Below are 14,488 nucleotides of genomic sequence, written 5' to 3'. Positions count from 1 at the left end.
AGGTGTTAGAAAAGTGAAGGAAATAAATATGTCCCAAATCAGACACACTTTTCCTATCAAGGAAAAACCAAAATCGGTAAATCACTTTGGATCAAAGACCTATAGAAATGCCAAAAAAGCATAGAAGGAAATTGAATCACACTTGACTAAAAGCTTCAAATCGCGAAAGCATCGTCATATCGAAATAGGCAGGTCTCCTGACTTGTAACAGCTTTTGTCGTCCTTCCCATTTTATTTAAAACAGTGGACATACTAGGACAAAAACCTTTGGATTGTTACTTACAGTTGCGCGACAGTTCGTGATTTGCACACGATTCCCTTTTAATACACACCTAAGCATAACCAATTCCGGATGATATAGAATTATAGTAAAGAACTTTAATTTCACAAAACTAGTAAAATCACTTTACCCCACACTAATCTATCTAAGTTTTAAATAAATACTTCAAAAACTACTGGGCTTCAAGAATAAATTACAGTTTTATCAAAATATAATTCTGTAGCAAGCATTCTTGTTAACAATTCCCTTCTATGTCACAAGAGCTTCCTTCAGAACTGTTCATTTGTAAAATGGGATTTTCCTTCACATAATCTTCCCAAGCTTTATTCAAAGTATCCTGGAATACCTCAACAGGTTGAGCTCCCGAAATACCAAATTTCCTATCAAGAACAAAGAAAGGAACACCTCTCACTCCAATTTGTCTTGACTCCGAGATATCTTTCTCAACTTTTTCAGCGAACTCATTTGATTCCAAACATGCCTGAGCCCTTTCTTTATCTATTCCTACTTCTTCTGCCAAAGAAATTAAAGTACTCAAGTCATCAATGTTTTTTCCTTCTGTAAAATAAGCCCTCAAAAGTCTTTCTTTCATTTCATCACCTTTTCCTAAGGTTTTTGAAAGTTGTAACAAGCGATGTGCATTTTTGGCATTGGCGACTACGGTTTTGTCCATGTTGTACACCAAGCCTTCACCCCTCGCCATTTCTGTCACTTGATTGGTGATTTGATGGGTTTGTTCTAAACTCCAGCCCTTAGTTTCTGCCAAATATTCAGCAGTTGATTTGCTAGGGTCTGTTTTCATATCTGGATTGAGCAAAAAGCTTTTCCAGACGATTTCAACATGGTTTTTATACTCAAAATTCTCTAAAGCAGATTCCAATCGTCTCTTGCCAATATAACAAAAAGGACACATGATATCCGACCAAATTTCTATTTTCATGATTTTTAGGTTTTATTGTAATTACAATCAAATTTCAACACCAAGAGTTCCGAAATATGAAAACAAAAGAGTGTCCTTCCTGTGCCATGGATGTAGATAAAACAGCTGTTTTTTGTCCAATCTGCAACTTTGAATTCCCCCGTCGAAATCCCATTTATGCTTGGGTAGCTGTATTGCTAGCAATCTTTTTATTGATCCTTTTTATCTTTTAGTGGAATGTTTTCAGAAGTATAACTCTCTTAAGGAATATAAAGTGAGGTAACAAAAAATTAGCTAAAGGAGCATTAGTCCTATAATCTTCTTGAAAAAATTAGAATTTTGTAATGTCTATAGGGGCGCTAGTCCTTTATTTCTAGTAGAAAAAAATTGAGCAACCAAACCCAGAAGGGTATATACCTGAAATCTTAATCTATTTGGAAAAATTCGCCTAAAGCTAATATTCCTGAATCCTTATTAAGATGAATGGGCTAAAGCACTATTCCAATTGAAGAAATTACGTTAGTGGTATTAAATAAAAAAAAATGTATAAAGACAGCAAAATTAAATTGATACCTAGATTAATCGTTGGCTTTATAACGATTGTTCTCTTTTTCTATGATAAGACTTTAGCTAGATATTTTATTTTCCCAGCACTTATAATTATGGGATTAATTGAGCTAACCATGAAAAAAAGACAAAGAAATCAAGAGTGAAATTACATAGCAATGCTCACGTCATAGATATTTTCCTATTCGATGATTATTACTTAAAAATCGAACCAAATAGAACATTTCTTGATCTTGTCTATAACTATTGAAGAACACATACCAAGTTGTATTCTTATTTCTCTTGAAAGAAGTATAATGCATTCCCTTTCCATACTTTTCGAAATACTCTGGCGCAGGTTTTTTGGATTTATTCGGTAGATCTTTTTCGATTTCGGCAAAAAGATCATCAGCATAACGGTACGCATCTTCGAAAAAGCCGAAGTACTCCTTTTCATAAAGAATTAATGACAACTCTTCAAAGTATGCCCTGATTTCAGGAAGGAAGAGCACTTTCATTTATGATAGATTTTTTTCAAATCCTCCTCTATACCTTTCATTAGTTCACTTTTTGTGATCCCATTATGAAAATCTTCAGGTAATTCATACTCCTCACCCACCTCCCTCAATCCAAGAACTTGCGCAAGCAATGTGTCTACTAGATTGTTCAAGCTACGATTTTCTTTTTTTGCAAGGTACTCAAGCTTTTCTCTAACGGAGTCACTAAGCCTTAGTGATGTTGTTTTTCTTTTAGATGTATTCATTTGTGTTTATTTGTATTCATTCGTGCTCCAAATATACATTTTTTACTTTAGCAGAAGTTGAAAGAGCTCTGATTGTTTGATCGATAGCTTTACCACAACTTCCTGTAAGGAAATCTATGTTTCTTATTGGCTATATTTTCTTTGCTAGCCTATCTTTTCTTAGCAATGAACTCTTTTAAAAGAAACTGCAATCTTTGAATTTAATTTCAGGAAAATATAGCTTTGGCTAAAGCCAATATTCCTGAATCCTTATTATGATGAATGGGCTAAAGCGCTATTCCAATTGATGGGAATAGCTTAATAATTTTCTTAATGACTAAAACACAGAAATTTTGAATGAACTGTTAATGACGAAGAATCATTAAATTCACTAATTTGAATTTTGAGGCTCTAAAGTTCCAATCCTATTACTCAAGAAAAGATTATCTAACTTTTATTCCTGCTTTATCCTCACCTAATTCTGTCCTATAGCAAAGCCGTACCAAAGTAGTAGCAAAGTAACACCAAAGTAGTACCAAAGTAAGAGATAGTGCGACCTTTACTGTCAAGCTGATTTTAAGTCTGTGTTTTACTTCACTATTAATTATCTCTTCAGATACTAATTGAACAACTCATTTTTTATTAATTCTGAAATAGATTCTTTGAATTTTTAAATTATTGATATAATAATTTGCATATTATTTCAATACTTGTAACCTTTGTTGACACAAAGACCATGTACAGTAAAAAAGACATAGCAACTTATTCTTCAATTGTCCCAAACATTTTGGGTTCAATGGCTTTGTTATTTTTATCTCCGCTAAGAGAATTTAGGAATAGCTTTAGGGCAACGCCCCTATCTTAATTTTTGGTGCCCTATGTGGGCGACCTCAATCAGCAATATTTCCTCAATTTATCATTTCTAAATTAACCTAAGAGTCACCACTCTGTCTATTCCAATAAACTCAATGGACAATTACTCTTTTATAATCAAGCCAGCTACGGAAGCACATACTATTTATGCTTCTATCATCACAGATGAAATGGAGCAATCAGCAAAAGCCAGAGGTACTGGGATTGCTAAAAGATCTCCTGAATACATCGTTACCAAAATGATGGACGGCAAAGCGGTAATCGCCACCACATCTGATGGCGAATGGGCGGGATTTTGCTACATCGAAGCTTGGGGCCATGGAAAATATGTAGCCAACTCAGGTCTTATCGTCGCTCCTCAGTTTAGAAAATTTGGATTGGCCCGTCAGATCAAAAAAGAAATCTTTAAACTCAGCAGAACCAAATATCCTGAATCCAAAATATTCGGCTTGACAACCGGCGCAGCAGTGATGAAGATCAATTCTGAATTGGGTTATATTCCTGTTTCTTACTCCGACCTGACTGATGACCAACAGTTTTGGAAAGGCTGTCAAAGCTGTGTCAATTTTGAAATCTTACAAAGCAAAAACAGACAAAACTGCCTTTGTACAGCCATGCTTTACGAACCAAAAGCTCAAAAAATTCAGCATGAAGACTTGGCCCTTCGAGACGATTTCAAGAAAAATATCAAGCTTTTTGAGCGTTGGACAAGATTGAAAAAATATGTCTTGTTGAATCTTAAAAAAACCAAGAGTAAAACCATCAACCTATTTTAAACCACAAGCCGAAAGCTTACAAAAAATCTTAAAATGAAAAAAGTAGTATTAGCATACAGCGGAGGATTGGACACCACTTTTTGTGCACTTCACCTGACCAAAGACCTTGGATATGAAGTCCACGCAGTACTGATCAATACAGGAGGTTTTTCAAGTGAAGAACTATCGGAAACCGAAAAAAGAGCAGATAGCCTTGGGATTTCATCATTTACCATTCTTGATGTAACCAAAACTTACTACCAAGAAGTCATCAAATACCTGGTATTCGGCAATGTTTTGAAAAATCAAACTTATCCACTTTCTGTATCTGCTGAAAGAATATTACAAGCCAAAACGCTTGCAGATTATGCTAAGAAAATAGGTGCCAAATGTGTCGCACATGGAAGTACAGGAGCAGGAAATGATCAAGTTCGTTTTGATATGATTTTTCAAACGATCATTCCTGACATCGAAATCATCACTCCTATCCGTGACCTTCAGTTGAGCAGAGAAGCCGAAATCGATTATCTCAAAAAACATGGCATTTCGATGAACTTCGAAAAAGCCGCCTACAGTATCAATAAAGGAATCTGGGGAACCTCTGTTGGAGGAAAGGAAACCTTGACTTCCAGTCAAACACTTCCTGATTCAGCTTGGCCTACTCAGGTTACTAAGGAGAAAGCCGAAGAAATAAGTCTAATCTTTGAAACAGGTGAATTGATTGGTGTCAATGACACCCTATTTGATAATCCAGTGGAAGCCATATTGAAAGTAAATGAATTGGCTGCTCCATTCGGAATTGGAAGAGATATTCATGTGGGAGATACGATAATTGGAATCAAAGGTCGCGTTGGATTTGAGGCTGCTGCACCTTTGATTATTATCAAATCCCACCAATTACTTGAGAAACACACTTTAACCAAATGGCAGACTTTCTGGAAAAATCAGCTAGCCGAATTCTATGGCAATCACCTGCACGAAGGACATTATCTAGATCCTGTGATGCGGAATTTAGAAGCTTTTTTAGCAGATACACAAACATTTGTCACTGGAAAGGTGAAAGTAATGCTGCATCCTTTCCGTTTCCAAGTGATAGGAATAGAGTCTGAGCACGATTTGATGGCATCCAAGTTTGGCAGTTATGGCGAGATGAACAAAGGTTACACAGCACAAGATGTCAAAGGATTCACCAAGATTCTCGGTAACCAAACCGCAATTTTCCATCAAGTAAACAAGCCAGATCATGAAAATTAATGTAGCCATTATCGGTGCAGCGGGCTATACAGGTGGAGAATTACTGAGACTTTTGGTTCATCATCCGATGGTGAATTTGTCTTATGTTCACAGCAATAGTCAAAAAGGAAAACGCGTTAATGAAGTACATCCTGATTTGATTGGAGATACAGATTTGAAATTTACAGATCAAGTTTCTACAGATGGAATTGATGCCGTATTTCTTGGTTTGCCACATGGAGAGACCAAAGGTTTTCTTGATAAACACAAATTTTCTGATGATACTGTAATCATTGATTTGAGTACAGATTTTAGAGATGAAAGCAATGGTTTCCTTTACGGACTTCCAGAAATTAACAGCGAACAAATAAAATCAGCCAAGAAAATAGCCAATCCAGGCTGCTTTGCTACCGCGATTCAACTAGGCCTTGCTCCTGCTGTTGCAAAAAATTGGATCAAAAATCCTGTTCATATCTCTGGAATAACAGGCAGCACGGGAGCTGGGAAAAAATTAGCCGAAACCTCACATTTTAGCTATAGAAGTAGCAACATGTCTGTTTACAAGCTTTTCACCCATCAGCATCTTCAGGAAATCAAACAAACTTTCCTGCAAATTCAACCTGAATTCAATTCAGAGTTGCTCTTTATCCCCTACAGAGGAAATTTCCCAAGAGGTATTTGGATTACTTCCTACTTTCCTTTTGATGGAGAACTTGAAGAAGCGTACCAATTGTTCGAAACCTTCTATAAAGACGCTCCATTTACCCATATTTCGCGAAATGACATTGATTTGAAGCAAGTGGTAAATACTAACAAATGCATTATCCATATCAAAAAAGAACGAGGACAATTGGTAATTTACTCTGCTATAGACAACCTACTCAAAGGAGCTTCAGGGCAAGCCATTCAAAACTTTAATCTCGCTTTTGGATTGGATGAAAACTTGGGTTTAAAATTGAAGAGTATCGCATTTTAAGTTAAGAGAGATGAATTTATTTGACGTTTACCCTTTAATTGACGTCACCCCTGTAAAGGCTCTAGGGGCTAAACTTTGGGATGAAAATGGGGCTGAATACTTGGATTTGTACGGTGGTCATGCTGTGATTTCTGTGGGACATTCACACCCACATTTCAACCAGCGAATCAAAGATCAACTTGATCAAATCGCCTTTTATTCTAATTCGGTTCAGATACCGATTCAAAAACAATTGGCTACAAAATTAGGAGAGCTTTCTGGATACACAGATTTTAACCTATTCTTATGTAACTCAGGAGCCGAAGCAAATGAAAATGCACTCAAATTAGCTTCATTTGTAACAGGAAAATCTGGCTTTATTTCTTTTTCAGGTGCTTTTCATGGGAGGACATCAGGAGCAGTAGCTTTGACTGATAATCCCAAAATAATTGCTCCCAGCAATCAACGAACAGATGTTCATATTTTAAATTTTAATGAACTTATTGGAGTAGAAAATCTTTTGCGAAAAGGGAATATTGCAGGAATTATCATAGAAGGAATTCAAGGAGTTGGAGGGATTCAAATTCCCAATCCTGAATTTCTAATAAAGCTTTCTGAATTATGCAAAAAATATGATGCCAAATTGATTCTTGACGAAGTTCAATCAGGATACGGGAGAACTGGTAAGTTTTTTGCACATCAATGGGTCACTGGGCTCGTTCCAGATATGATAACGATGGCCAAAGGAATGGGAAATGGCTATCCTGTTGGAGGTGTGTTGATTCATCCTGATATCAAAGCTAGCTTTGGTTTGCTTGGAACTACTTTTGGAGGAAATCATTTGGCCTGTGCTGCTGGATTAGCTGTCTTGGAAATTCTTGAAAAAGAAAAACTTCAAGAACAAGCTCTAAAATCTGGTGAATATCTGTTGAAGGAATTAGAAACGATCAATGGTGTAACAGATGTGAGAGGAAAGGGCTTGATGATAGGAATTGATTTGGAAAAAGAAGCAGCTCCTATTCGTTCTGAATTAGTCAATAAATACAAAATATTTACAGGTAGTTCTTCAAGTAAACATACAATTCGTTTGCTTCCCCCATTAAATATTGAAATTATTCAACTATCTTCGTTTTTGGATAGTTTAAAGAAAATATTGAGTTAAGTCATTAACCAAATCAATATAAAGAGGTAAATCAATCTTCAAAATTATCTCTTTCTAAAAAGAAAAAAATTTCTACTTCAAACTTCCATAAAGAGCATTTCTTTAAAAAAGGTAAATCTACAATGAAGCATTTCACTCAATTCGAAAATATATCCCTTGCTGAGCAACTAATTGAGCAAGCATTACAATATAAAATTGATTCAAGAAAACACATCTCTAAAGGTTTAGGAAAAAGAGTTGGCTGCATTTTTTTAAATCCTTCATTAAGAACTAGAGCAAGCACACAAATTGCAGCATTAAACTTAGGAATGGAACCTATTATCATCAACATGGACAAAGAAGGTTGGGCACTTGAGATGCAGGAAGGTGCAGTAATGAATAAAACCACTGTGGAGCATATCAAAGATGCAGCAGCAGTTTTAGGTACTTATTTTGATGTTTTGGCTATCAGAGCCTTTCCTACACTAACCAATAAGGATGAAGATATAGAAGATTTTGTTTTGAATCAGTTCAAAAAATACGCCAACGTGCCGATTATCAGTCTCGAAAGTGCAATTAGACATCCTCTTCAAAGTCTTGCTGACATGATTACTATTCAAGAAAATAGCAAAGCAATTAAAAAACCCAAGGTAGTCCTCACCTGGGCTCCCCACATCAAAGCAATTCCACACGCAGTAGCTAACTCATTTGCAGAATGGGCAGTGGGTTGTGGTCATGATTTGACAATTACTCATCCTGAAGGCTATGATTTAGATCCCCAATTCACTCAAGGCGCTGTTATAGAATTAGATCAGAAAAAAGCATTAAAAAATGCAGACTTCGTTTACGTCAAAAACTGGTCTGCATTCAATGATTATGGGAAAATTCACTCTACAGACTCATCATGGATGCTTACAGAATCACATTTTGAAAATGCTCCTGAGGCTAAAGTAATGCATTGCCTCCCTGTAAGAAGAAATGTAGAACTATCAGACGAAATCCTTGATGGACCACGAAGTCTTGTACAAAAACAAGCAGAAAACAGAATCTTTGCAGCACAAGCAGTGCTCAGTAAGATTATAATATAACAACTAAAAAACCTCACAAACCTACAAAAACCATGAATATTAGTATCATTAAAATCGGTGGTAACGTAATAGACTACCCCGAAAAACTTGACGAATTTCTATATTTATTTTCAAGATTTCCAGGGAAGAAGATTCTCGTTCACGGAGGAGGTGTTTTAGCTTCTAAATTCGGCGAAAGCATGGGTGTAATGCCCGAAATGATTGATGGAAGAAGAATTACCGACAAGGACACCTTAGATATTGTAACTATGGTCTATGCCGGTTTGATCAACAAGCAAATCGTAGCAAATCTTCAAAAGCTTAAACAAAATGCATTGGGAATGACAGGGGCAGATGGAAACCTAATTCAGTCTAAAAAAAGACCTGTAAAAACCATTGATTATGGTTTTGTTGGTGATATTAAAGAAATTAATACCGACCTTCTAAGCACTCTTCTTTGTGAAGATATCATTCCTGTAGTCTGTGCCATCACACATGATAAAAAAGGACAGTTACTAAATACCAACGCAGATAGCATCAGTTCTGAAATCGCTGTGGCACTTTCGGGAAGACATAAGGTGAATCTTTATTATTGTTTTAATAAAGCAGGGGTTTTGATTGACGAAAAAAATGATGACTCCATCGTACCGCTTATCAATGAAGATATTTATGCTGAATTGAAAAAAGAGGATGTTATACACTCAGGAATGATTCCAAAATTAGATAATGCTTTTGCTGCACTCAACAAAGGTGTTAACCATGTATGGATAGGAAAAGCTGAAAACCTTCTGTTGGCAGCTAAAGGAAAAGTTTCAGGAACAAATATCGAAAAACACAGATACGACCTTTATTAATAATTGATTATCAATATTTTAATAGATAATAACAAATATTTGGTTTAAACAATTTTCAGCTACAATTAATTCAAGCTGACGACCTATTCAATATGCTCCCAAGTGCTTCTGAAATTTCAACATACGCTGTGAAGGCTATAGCTCTTCTGGAAAAATTGATTGCTACACCTTCTTTAAGTAAGCTAGAGGCAGAGACCGCAAAAATCCTAGAAGAATATCTTGATCAACATAAAATTGCTTATCAAAGAGTAGGAAATAACATCATTGCTAAAAGTAAACACTTTGATTCTAGTAAACCTTCCATCCTTCTGAATTCCCATCATGATACTGTAAAGCCTAATGAAGGCTACACTAAAAATCCATTTGAAGCAATAAAGGAAGATGAAAAAATATTTGGATTGGGCAGTAATGATGCTGGTGGTTGCCTGGTTTCCCTAATTGAAACTTTTCTTCATTTTTATTCACAAGAAATGCCATATAATCTCATTCTTATAGCTAGTGCAGAAGAAGAAATTTCTGGGAAAAATGGGATTGAAAGCCTACTTCATTTACTATCAAATGTAGAAGTAGCAATTGTCGGAGAACCAACAAAAATGCAAGTTGCTGTAGCCGAAAAAGGACTTATGGTTATAGATGCGGTTGTTCGAGGTAAAGCTGGACACGCTGCAAGAGAAGAAGGCGAAAACGCAATATACAAGGCTTTAGAAGATTTGAATATCGTCAAGTCATTTGAATTCAAGCGAAAATCTGAATTTTTAGGAAAAACTAAGGTTACTGCTACGATTATCAATTCAGGAACACAACATAATGTAATCCCAGATATTTGTACTTATACTTTGGATGTACGTGTCACGGACAGTTATACTTTAGAAGAAGCTTTCAAGGAACTCCAAAATCATCTTCAAGCGGAGCTTAAGCCAAGATCTTTAAGATTAAATTCCTCAAAAATCCCTTCCGATCATAAAATTCACAAAGTTATAAAGCAATTGAACCTAGTTCAATATGGCAGCCCTACCCTATCAGATCAGGCTTTGATACCCTACCCATCTATCAAAATTGGTCCAGGAGATTCTGCACGCTCCCATACAGCTGATGAATACATCTTCATCAGTGAAATCCATAAAGGCATTGAAGGCTATATAAATGTATTGAATTCGTACATTTATCATCAAGACTAAATATTCATTACCCAAATCAAAAGTAACCATCCAATATGAAACTTTGGCAAAAAGATAAAACAAGCAAAAAGGAAGTTGAATCATTTACAATTGGTAAAGATCCAGAATATGATATACTGTTGGCTCCATTTGATGTTTTAGGTTCAATGGCACATGCAATGATGCTTCAAAGTATTGGATTACTCTCTGTCGAGGAATTGGCAGTTTTGAGAAAAGGTTTAAAAGATATTTATCTTGAAATTGAAAAAGGGCAGTTTCAAATTGAGGAAGGAGTAGAAGATATTCATTCACAAGTAGAGTTTTTACTCACGCAGCGTTTTGGTGATGTCGGCAAAAAGCTTCACAGTGGAAGGTCTAGAAATGATCAAGTACTGGTTGATTTAAAGCTTTTTTATAGAGCAATGATTCGAGAACTTGTTGAAGAAATCCAAGAACTATTTGGCTTGCTACAAAAGCTATCTGAAAAGCATAAAAATGATCTTATGCCAGGTTACACCCATACCCAGTTGGCTATGCCTTCTTCATTTGGTTTATGGTTTGGTTCTTTCGCCGAAAGTTTGACAGAAGATTTAGATCTAATTCTTTCAGCTTACAAACTATCGAATAAAAACCCTTTAGGCTCAGCAGCTGGCTATGGTTCTTCATTTCCGCTTGACCGAAATTTAACAACTAATTTGCTTGGCTTTGATGATCTTCACCACAATGTGATCAATGCACAAAATAGCCGTGGTAAGACGGAAAAAACAATTGCATTTGCTTTATCAGGCTTGGCAGGAACACTAAACAAACTTGCTTCTGATGTTTGTATTTTCATGAATCAGCACTTTGGGTTTATTTCTTTCCCAGATGAGCTTACTACTGGAAGTAGTATTATGCCACATAAAAAAAATCCAGATGTTTTTGAGTTGATCAGGGCAAAAACTAACCAAATTCAAGCCTTACCAAATACAGTGACATTGCAATTGAGTAATATGACTACTGGTTATCATCGAGATCTACAATTACTCAAGGAGTCAATCTTTCCTGGTTTTGAGACTATGATAGATTGCATCAAAATGAGCACTTTTATGTTGAAAGAAATCCGTATTACAGAAAAGATACTAAAGGATGAATTTTATAAGCATGTCTTCTCGGTTGAGGTAGTCAATGAATTAGTACTTCAAGGTATACCTTTTAGAGATGCATACAAAAAAGTTGGATTAGCTATTGAGCAAAATGATTTTTCTCCCAATCAAGAAGAGGTCAATCACACGCATGAAGGAAGTATTGGGAATTTATGTACTTCTGAAATCAAGGGTAAAATGAACCTAACTATCGCTAAATTTGAATTCGAAAAAGTAAATAAAGCATTGGGAGATTTGTTAATATTTTAATTCACAAAATTAAAAACCAAGCTTAATTTCCAAAGCGAGCTTATCTTCAACTTTGATCAATCCTCCAAGCTTTTTTGGAGGCTCAAGTCCTAATTCATCAAAGTTTATGACGATTTCACCTTTCAATTGTTTACCGCCATTGCTCAGATGCAGCGCTTTGTAGTGAAGTCTTTTCCCAACAATATTAACTAGGACATCACAAGTGTAATCCTTGCCTTTAGTTTGAAGATTATTCACACGAACTTTTGCGTGCGGATATTCATCAGCTTTGATTGTTTTTCTAAAATCTTTGTTCAATAAAAAATTGCCACAACCAAATTCGTGAACAGGGATATCAAACACGATTGGTTCTCTAGATTGAGCACTATTAATAAAAAGCGTGTCCTTAAAACCTTGATTCAGATAGTCACATTTAAAGCTACCAAGAGAAGTTTGTCCTGAGACTGATATTGTTTTCTCCTTGATAATGAGCTTCTTCTCTGAAGAAACCAAGTGACTAAGTACTAGAATCAAAGCTATAAGGACACGCATGATTAATTTTAATTTAGAAGCCTATGACACCTTCTATCATTAGACCGTTGAATTTACCACCATTTCTGATGTCACCTGTTGCAAAGTCATTATAATTTTGACTTACATACTCAAGTTTAGCAAGGATGTTTTTGGTTACAAACCAGCCACCGCCTATTTGAATTCTATCCATGCTAATCTCTGGGGCTGTTGGACCACCTGAAAGTTGACCTGATACTTTGTTGTATCTAGCTGCTAGGTATAAGTTTTCCTTTGCACCTAATCTATACACAGCATCCGCACCCATGTTTGTCCATGTTCTGTCTTCAGTCTCGTTTGCTGCTTTACCTTTAGATTGTTCAAAGTTACCGAACAATTCCAAGCCTTTTATTTTCACAAATGGATTCAAGACCATCGCAGTGATATTATCAGTTTGATTAGGGTTAATTCTTCCTGATGTGAATTGTGCCGAAGTAGATGCTCCTACAGCTTCCATCACCAAGTAGTATCTTGATCCTGCTCTATCACCTCCCCAAAGGGTATTTCTTGCTGATCCACTTGTAGAATAAACAGAACCTGTCAACCTAACTCTTACATCATCATTGATCTGCTTATCGTATCCAAGTTTACCTAAGAAGTTTAAGCTTCTATCTTCTGGTCTTGTAATACCACCTTGGATTTCACCGCCAGTTACACCGACCATCGCAATGATACCATTGTTTTGGTAGAATAATTCACCACCAACTTCTGTAGTAAATGCATCCATGATATAGTTTCCTATGAATGGATTGTACATGGCATTACCGTTGTCTGATCTTCTAAAGTGAGCATCACCATAGTTAATTTCCATGTGACCTACTCTCAAAGTAAGGTATTTGTCAAACCAATCTGTATTACCAAGATTTAAGAAGCTCAATTTGTCAACTTGTAGAAATCCACCCTTCACCCAAGTTTCTGGATGGCGTCTTGAAGAAAGGTAAGTTACCAAGTTCAATCTAACACCATCTGCTAATGCTACATCTATGTTCAAGTTTGCTGTTGCAAGGTTAGTGCCAGCTCCGATTTCAATCAACTCAGGGGAACCTGTAGCGTTGCTATGGCTTAAGCTTTGGAATTGTTGAGTGAAGTGACCTCCAACTCTTACTTTTACTCCATCGAATCCAACAGTATCTGCTTTTCCTGTTTCAAATACATTGACTCCTCTTTGGTCATAAGATCTCTAGAATTGCATATCTCTTTGGAGTCCTTGGGCCATTGCGGATACTGATAGACCGGCAATAGCGATCATTGTAATTAGTTGCTTTTTCATTGCTAAATTATTTAGTAGGTTGGAATGTGACGTTGAAATGTATGCTTACTTCGTTTCCTGTTTTTACTGTCCCCATCAATGCTGTTGGAGGGTCGACGTTATAGTCTGTTAATTTGAAATCGTGTTTTCCTTTGAATGTTACTTTTTCACCAGCAACAGTTGCTGATACTGGGAACTTTGCTGCTTTAGTCACTCCAGCGATAGTGAATTCACCAACGGCTTCAAAAGAAGTTCCTTTTGCTACAAATTCTTTTAGGTTGAATTTTACATCTTTGTGGTTTTTGGTTTTGAGTGCTGCATAAGCATTTTTATCCATTCCACTTTTACCACTTTTGATACTTTCAGCTGGCATGGTGATGGTCACATTTTTAATGGTTCCAACTTTTCCATTTGCTAAAGTAAGTTCTGCTTTTCCAGTTGCAGTGCTGGATTTCATATCCCAATCGTGAAGTGTTGAGGTTCCAGAAACTTTCAAATCTGGATTCGCAGATAGCGTATAATTTACTTGAGCTATTGCAGATACATTGAATAATATCAATGCTGCAATCAGTGTGGTTTTGAGTATTGAAAAGCTATTCATTTTCATGGCTTTTGGTTTTTGATTATGATTCAAAGGTAAGTGACGATTGTTGCCCAAAACATGAGCAAAGTCAGTTTTTATCCTGATTTTCGACACGAGGAAATATTTCAAAGAAATATAAAATAGTATAAAAACTTAAAAATCTGACACTTACGAGTCAGATTTTATAAAAA

15 protein-coding genes and 1 riboswitch are annotated in these 14,488 nt (G+C 36.0%); of the genes, 9 read left to right on the top strand and 6 right to left on the bottom strand.

Annotation, left to right across the window (positions count from 1 at the left end; translation table 11 throughout):
• Window positions 1-170: 170 nt before the first annotated feature.
• Window positions 171-362: riboswitch (cobalamin riboswitch) on the bottom strand.
• A gap of 153 nt (window positions 363-515) precedes the next feature.
• Window positions 516-1,220 carry a DsbA family oxidoreductase gene (locus BELBA_RS13110; RefSeq protein WP_014773176.1) on the bottom strand — a complete coding sequence of 235 codons (705 nt, stop codon included), beginning with the start codon at window positions 1,218-1,220 and terminating at the stop codon, window positions 516-518.
• Window positions 1,221-1,741: 521 nt separating this feature from the next.
• Here BELBA_RS13110 and BELBA_RS19715 point away from each other — a divergent pair.
• Window positions 1,742-1,912: a hypothetical protein gene (locus BELBA_RS19715; RefSeq protein WP_014773174.1), complete on the top strand. Its 171-nt coding sequence runs from the start codon at window positions 1,742-1,744 to the stop codon at window positions 1,910-1,912.
• A gap of 21 nt (window positions 1,913-1,933) precedes the next feature.
• Here BELBA_RS19715 and BELBA_RS13105 read toward each other — a convergent pair whose 3' ends face one another.
• Window positions 1,934-2,263, bottom strand: coding sequence for a hypothetical protein (locus BELBA_RS13105; protein ID WP_014773173.1), 330 nt, complete (start codon window positions 2,261-2,263; stop codon window positions 1,934-1,936).
• Window positions 2,260-2,508, bottom strand: a complete 249-nt coding sequence (locus tag BELBA_RS13100; protein ID WP_014773172.1) for a hypothetical protein — start codon at window positions 2,506-2,508, stop codon at window positions 2,260-2,262. Before BELBA_RS13100 ends, BELBA_RS13105 begins: the two co-directional genes overlap by 4 nt.
• A 947-nt stretch (window positions 2,509-3,455) precedes the next feature.
• Between BELBA_RS13100 and BELBA_RS13095 the strand changes: the two genes are divergently transcribed.
• The 8 genes from BELBA_RS13095 to argH all read left to right on the top strand — a co-directional run bounded on the left by BELBA_RS13095 (window position 3,456) and on the right by argH (window position 11,916).
• Window positions 3,456-4,136, top strand: a complete 681-nt coding sequence (locus BELBA_RS13095) for an N-acetyltransferase (RefSeq protein WP_014773171.1) — start codon at window positions 3,456-3,458, stop codon at window positions 4,134-4,136.
• 33 nt (window positions 4,137-4,169) lie between these two features.
• Window positions 4,170-5,369 carry an argininosuccinate synthase gene (locus BELBA_RS13090; protein WP_014773170.1) on the top strand — a complete coding sequence of 400 codons (1,200 nt, stop codon included), beginning with the start codon at window positions 4,170-4,172 and terminating at the stop codon, window positions 5,367-5,369.
• Window positions 5,356-6,324, top strand: a complete 969-nt coding sequence (argC, locus tag BELBA_RS13085; RefSeq protein WP_041779365.1) for an N-acetyl-gamma-glutamyl-phosphate reductase — start codon at window positions 5,356-5,358, stop codon at window positions 6,322-6,324. The genes BELBA_RS13090 and argC overlap by 14 nt, the downstream gene beginning before the upstream one ends.
• Before the next feature lie 10 nt (window positions 6,325-6,334).
• Complete coding sequence (locus tag BELBA_RS13080; protein ID WP_014773168.1) at window positions 6,335-7,465, top strand: aspartate aminotransferase family protein; 1,131 nt, start codon at window positions 6,335-6,337, stop codon at window positions 7,463-7,465.
• Window positions 7,466-7,587: 122 nt separating this feature from the next.
• Window positions 7,588-8,532 carry a Rossmann-fold NAD(P)-binding domain-containing protein gene (locus tag BELBA_RS13075; RefSeq protein WP_014773167.1) on the top strand — a complete coding sequence of 315 codons (945 nt, stop codon included), beginning with the start codon at window positions 7,588-7,590 and terminating at the stop codon, window positions 8,530-8,532.
• 32 nt (window positions 8,533-8,564) lie between these two features.
• On the top strand, window positions 8,565-9,365 hold the full coding sequence (gene argB, locus BELBA_RS13070; protein WP_014773166.1) for an acetylglutamate kinase: 801 nt from the start codon (window positions 8,565-8,567) through the stop codon (window positions 9,363-9,365).
• Between the two features lie 92 nt (window positions 9,366-9,457).
• The gene (locus BELBA_RS13065; RefSeq protein WP_014773165.1) at window positions 9,458-10,543 is read left to right on the top strand and encodes a M20 family metallo-hydrolase; all 1,086 of its coding nucleotides are present in this window, start codon (window positions 9,458-9,460) and stop codon (window positions 10,541-10,543) included.
• Window positions 10,544-10,578: 35 nt separating this feature from the next.
• Window positions 10,579-11,916: an argininosuccinate lyase gene (gene argH / locus BELBA_RS13060; protein ID WP_014773164.1), complete on the top strand. Its 1,338-nt coding sequence runs from the start codon at window positions 10,579-10,581 to the stop codon at window positions 11,914-11,916.
• A gap of 9 nt (window positions 11,917-11,925) precedes the next feature.
• Here argH and BELBA_RS13055 read toward each other — a convergent pair whose 3' ends face one another.
• The 3 genes from BELBA_RS13055 to BELBA_RS13045 all read right to left on the bottom strand — a co-directional run bounded on the left by BELBA_RS13055 (window position 11,926) and on the right by BELBA_RS13045 (window position 14,321).
• Window positions 11,926-12,447 carry a hypothetical protein gene (locus BELBA_RS13055; RefSeq protein WP_014773163.1) on the bottom strand — a complete coding sequence of 174 codons (522 nt, stop codon included), beginning with the start codon at window positions 12,445-12,447 and terminating at the stop codon, window positions 11,926-11,928.
• 13 nt (window positions 12,448-12,460) lie between these two features.
• A complete protein-coding gene (locus tag BELBA_RS13050) occupies window positions 12,461-13,498 on the bottom strand; it encodes a hypothetical protein (protein WP_342626371.1) in 1,038 nt (345 codons plus the stop codon).
• A 244-nt stretch (window positions 13,499-13,742) separates the two neighbouring features.
• A complete protein-coding gene (locus tag BELBA_RS13045; protein ID WP_014773162.1) occupies window positions 13,743-14,321 on the bottom strand; it encodes a YceI family protein in 579 nt (192 codons plus the stop codon).
• Window positions 14,322-14,488 lie beyond the last annotated feature (167 nt).

Origin of the sequence: Belliella baltica DSM 15883, assembly GCF_000265405.1 — a bacterium.
In the GTDB taxonomy this organism is placed as follows: domain Bacteria; phylum Bacteroidota; class Bacteroidia; order Cytophagales; family Cyclobacteriaceae; genus Belliella; species Belliella baltica.
The sequence above is the reverse complement of the archived record's forward strand: the minus strand, read 5'-3'. Positions and strand labels throughout refer to the sequence as shown.

Excerpts from the sequence above, each read along its gene's own strand:
- BELBA_RS13055 (WP_014773163.1), bottom strand. The coding sequence starts at position 12,447 with ATGCGTGTCCTTATAGCTTTGATTCTAGTACTTAGTCACTTGGTTTCT.
- argH (WP_014773164.1), top strand. The coding sequence starts at position 10,579 with ATGAAACTTTGGCAAAAAGATAAAACAAGCAAAAAGGAAGTTGAATCA.
- BELBA_RS13105 (WP_014773173.1), bottom strand. The coding sequence starts at position 2,263 with ATGAAAGTGCTCTTCCTTCCTGAAATCAGGGCATACTTTGAAGAGTTG.
- BELBA_RS13080 (WP_014773168.1), top strand. The coding sequence starts at position 6,335 with ATGAATTTATTTGACGTTTACCCTTTAATTGACGTCACCCCTGTAAAG.
- BELBA_RS13100 (WP_014773172.1), bottom strand. The coding sequence starts at position 2,508 with ATGAATACATCTAAAAGAAAAACAACATCACTAAGGCTTAGTGACTCC.
- BELBA_RS19715 (WP_014773174.1), top strand. The coding sequence starts at position 1,742 with ATGTATAAAGACAGCAAAATTAAATTGATACCTAGATTAATCGTTGGC.
- BELBA_RS13110 (WP_014773176.1), bottom strand. The coding sequence starts at position 1,220 with ATGAAAATAGAAATTTGGTCGGATATCATGTGTCCTTTTTGTTATATT.
- BELBA_RS13065 (WP_014773165.1), top strand. The coding sequence starts at position 9,458 with ATGCTCCCAAGTGCTTCTGAAATTTCAACATACGCTGTGAAGGCTATA.
- BELBA_RS13095 (WP_014773171.1), top strand. The coding sequence starts at position 3,456 with ATGGACAATTACTCTTTTATAATCAAGCCAGCTACGGAAGCACATACT.
- BELBA_RS13090 (WP_014773170.1), top strand. The coding sequence starts at position 4,170 with ATGAAAAAAGTAGTATTAGCATACAGCGGAGGATTGGACACCACTTTT.
- BELBA_RS13075 (WP_014773167.1), top strand. The coding sequence starts at position 7,588 with ATGAAGCATTTCACTCAATTCGAAAATATATCCCTTGCTGAGCAACTA.
- argB (WP_014773166.1), top strand. The coding sequence starts at position 8,565 with ATGAATATTAGTATCATTAAAATCGGTGGTAACGTAATAGACTACCCC.
- BELBA_RS13045 (WP_014773162.1), bottom strand. The coding sequence starts at position 14,321 with ATGAAAATGAATAGCTTTTCAATACTCAAAACCACACTGATTGCAGCA.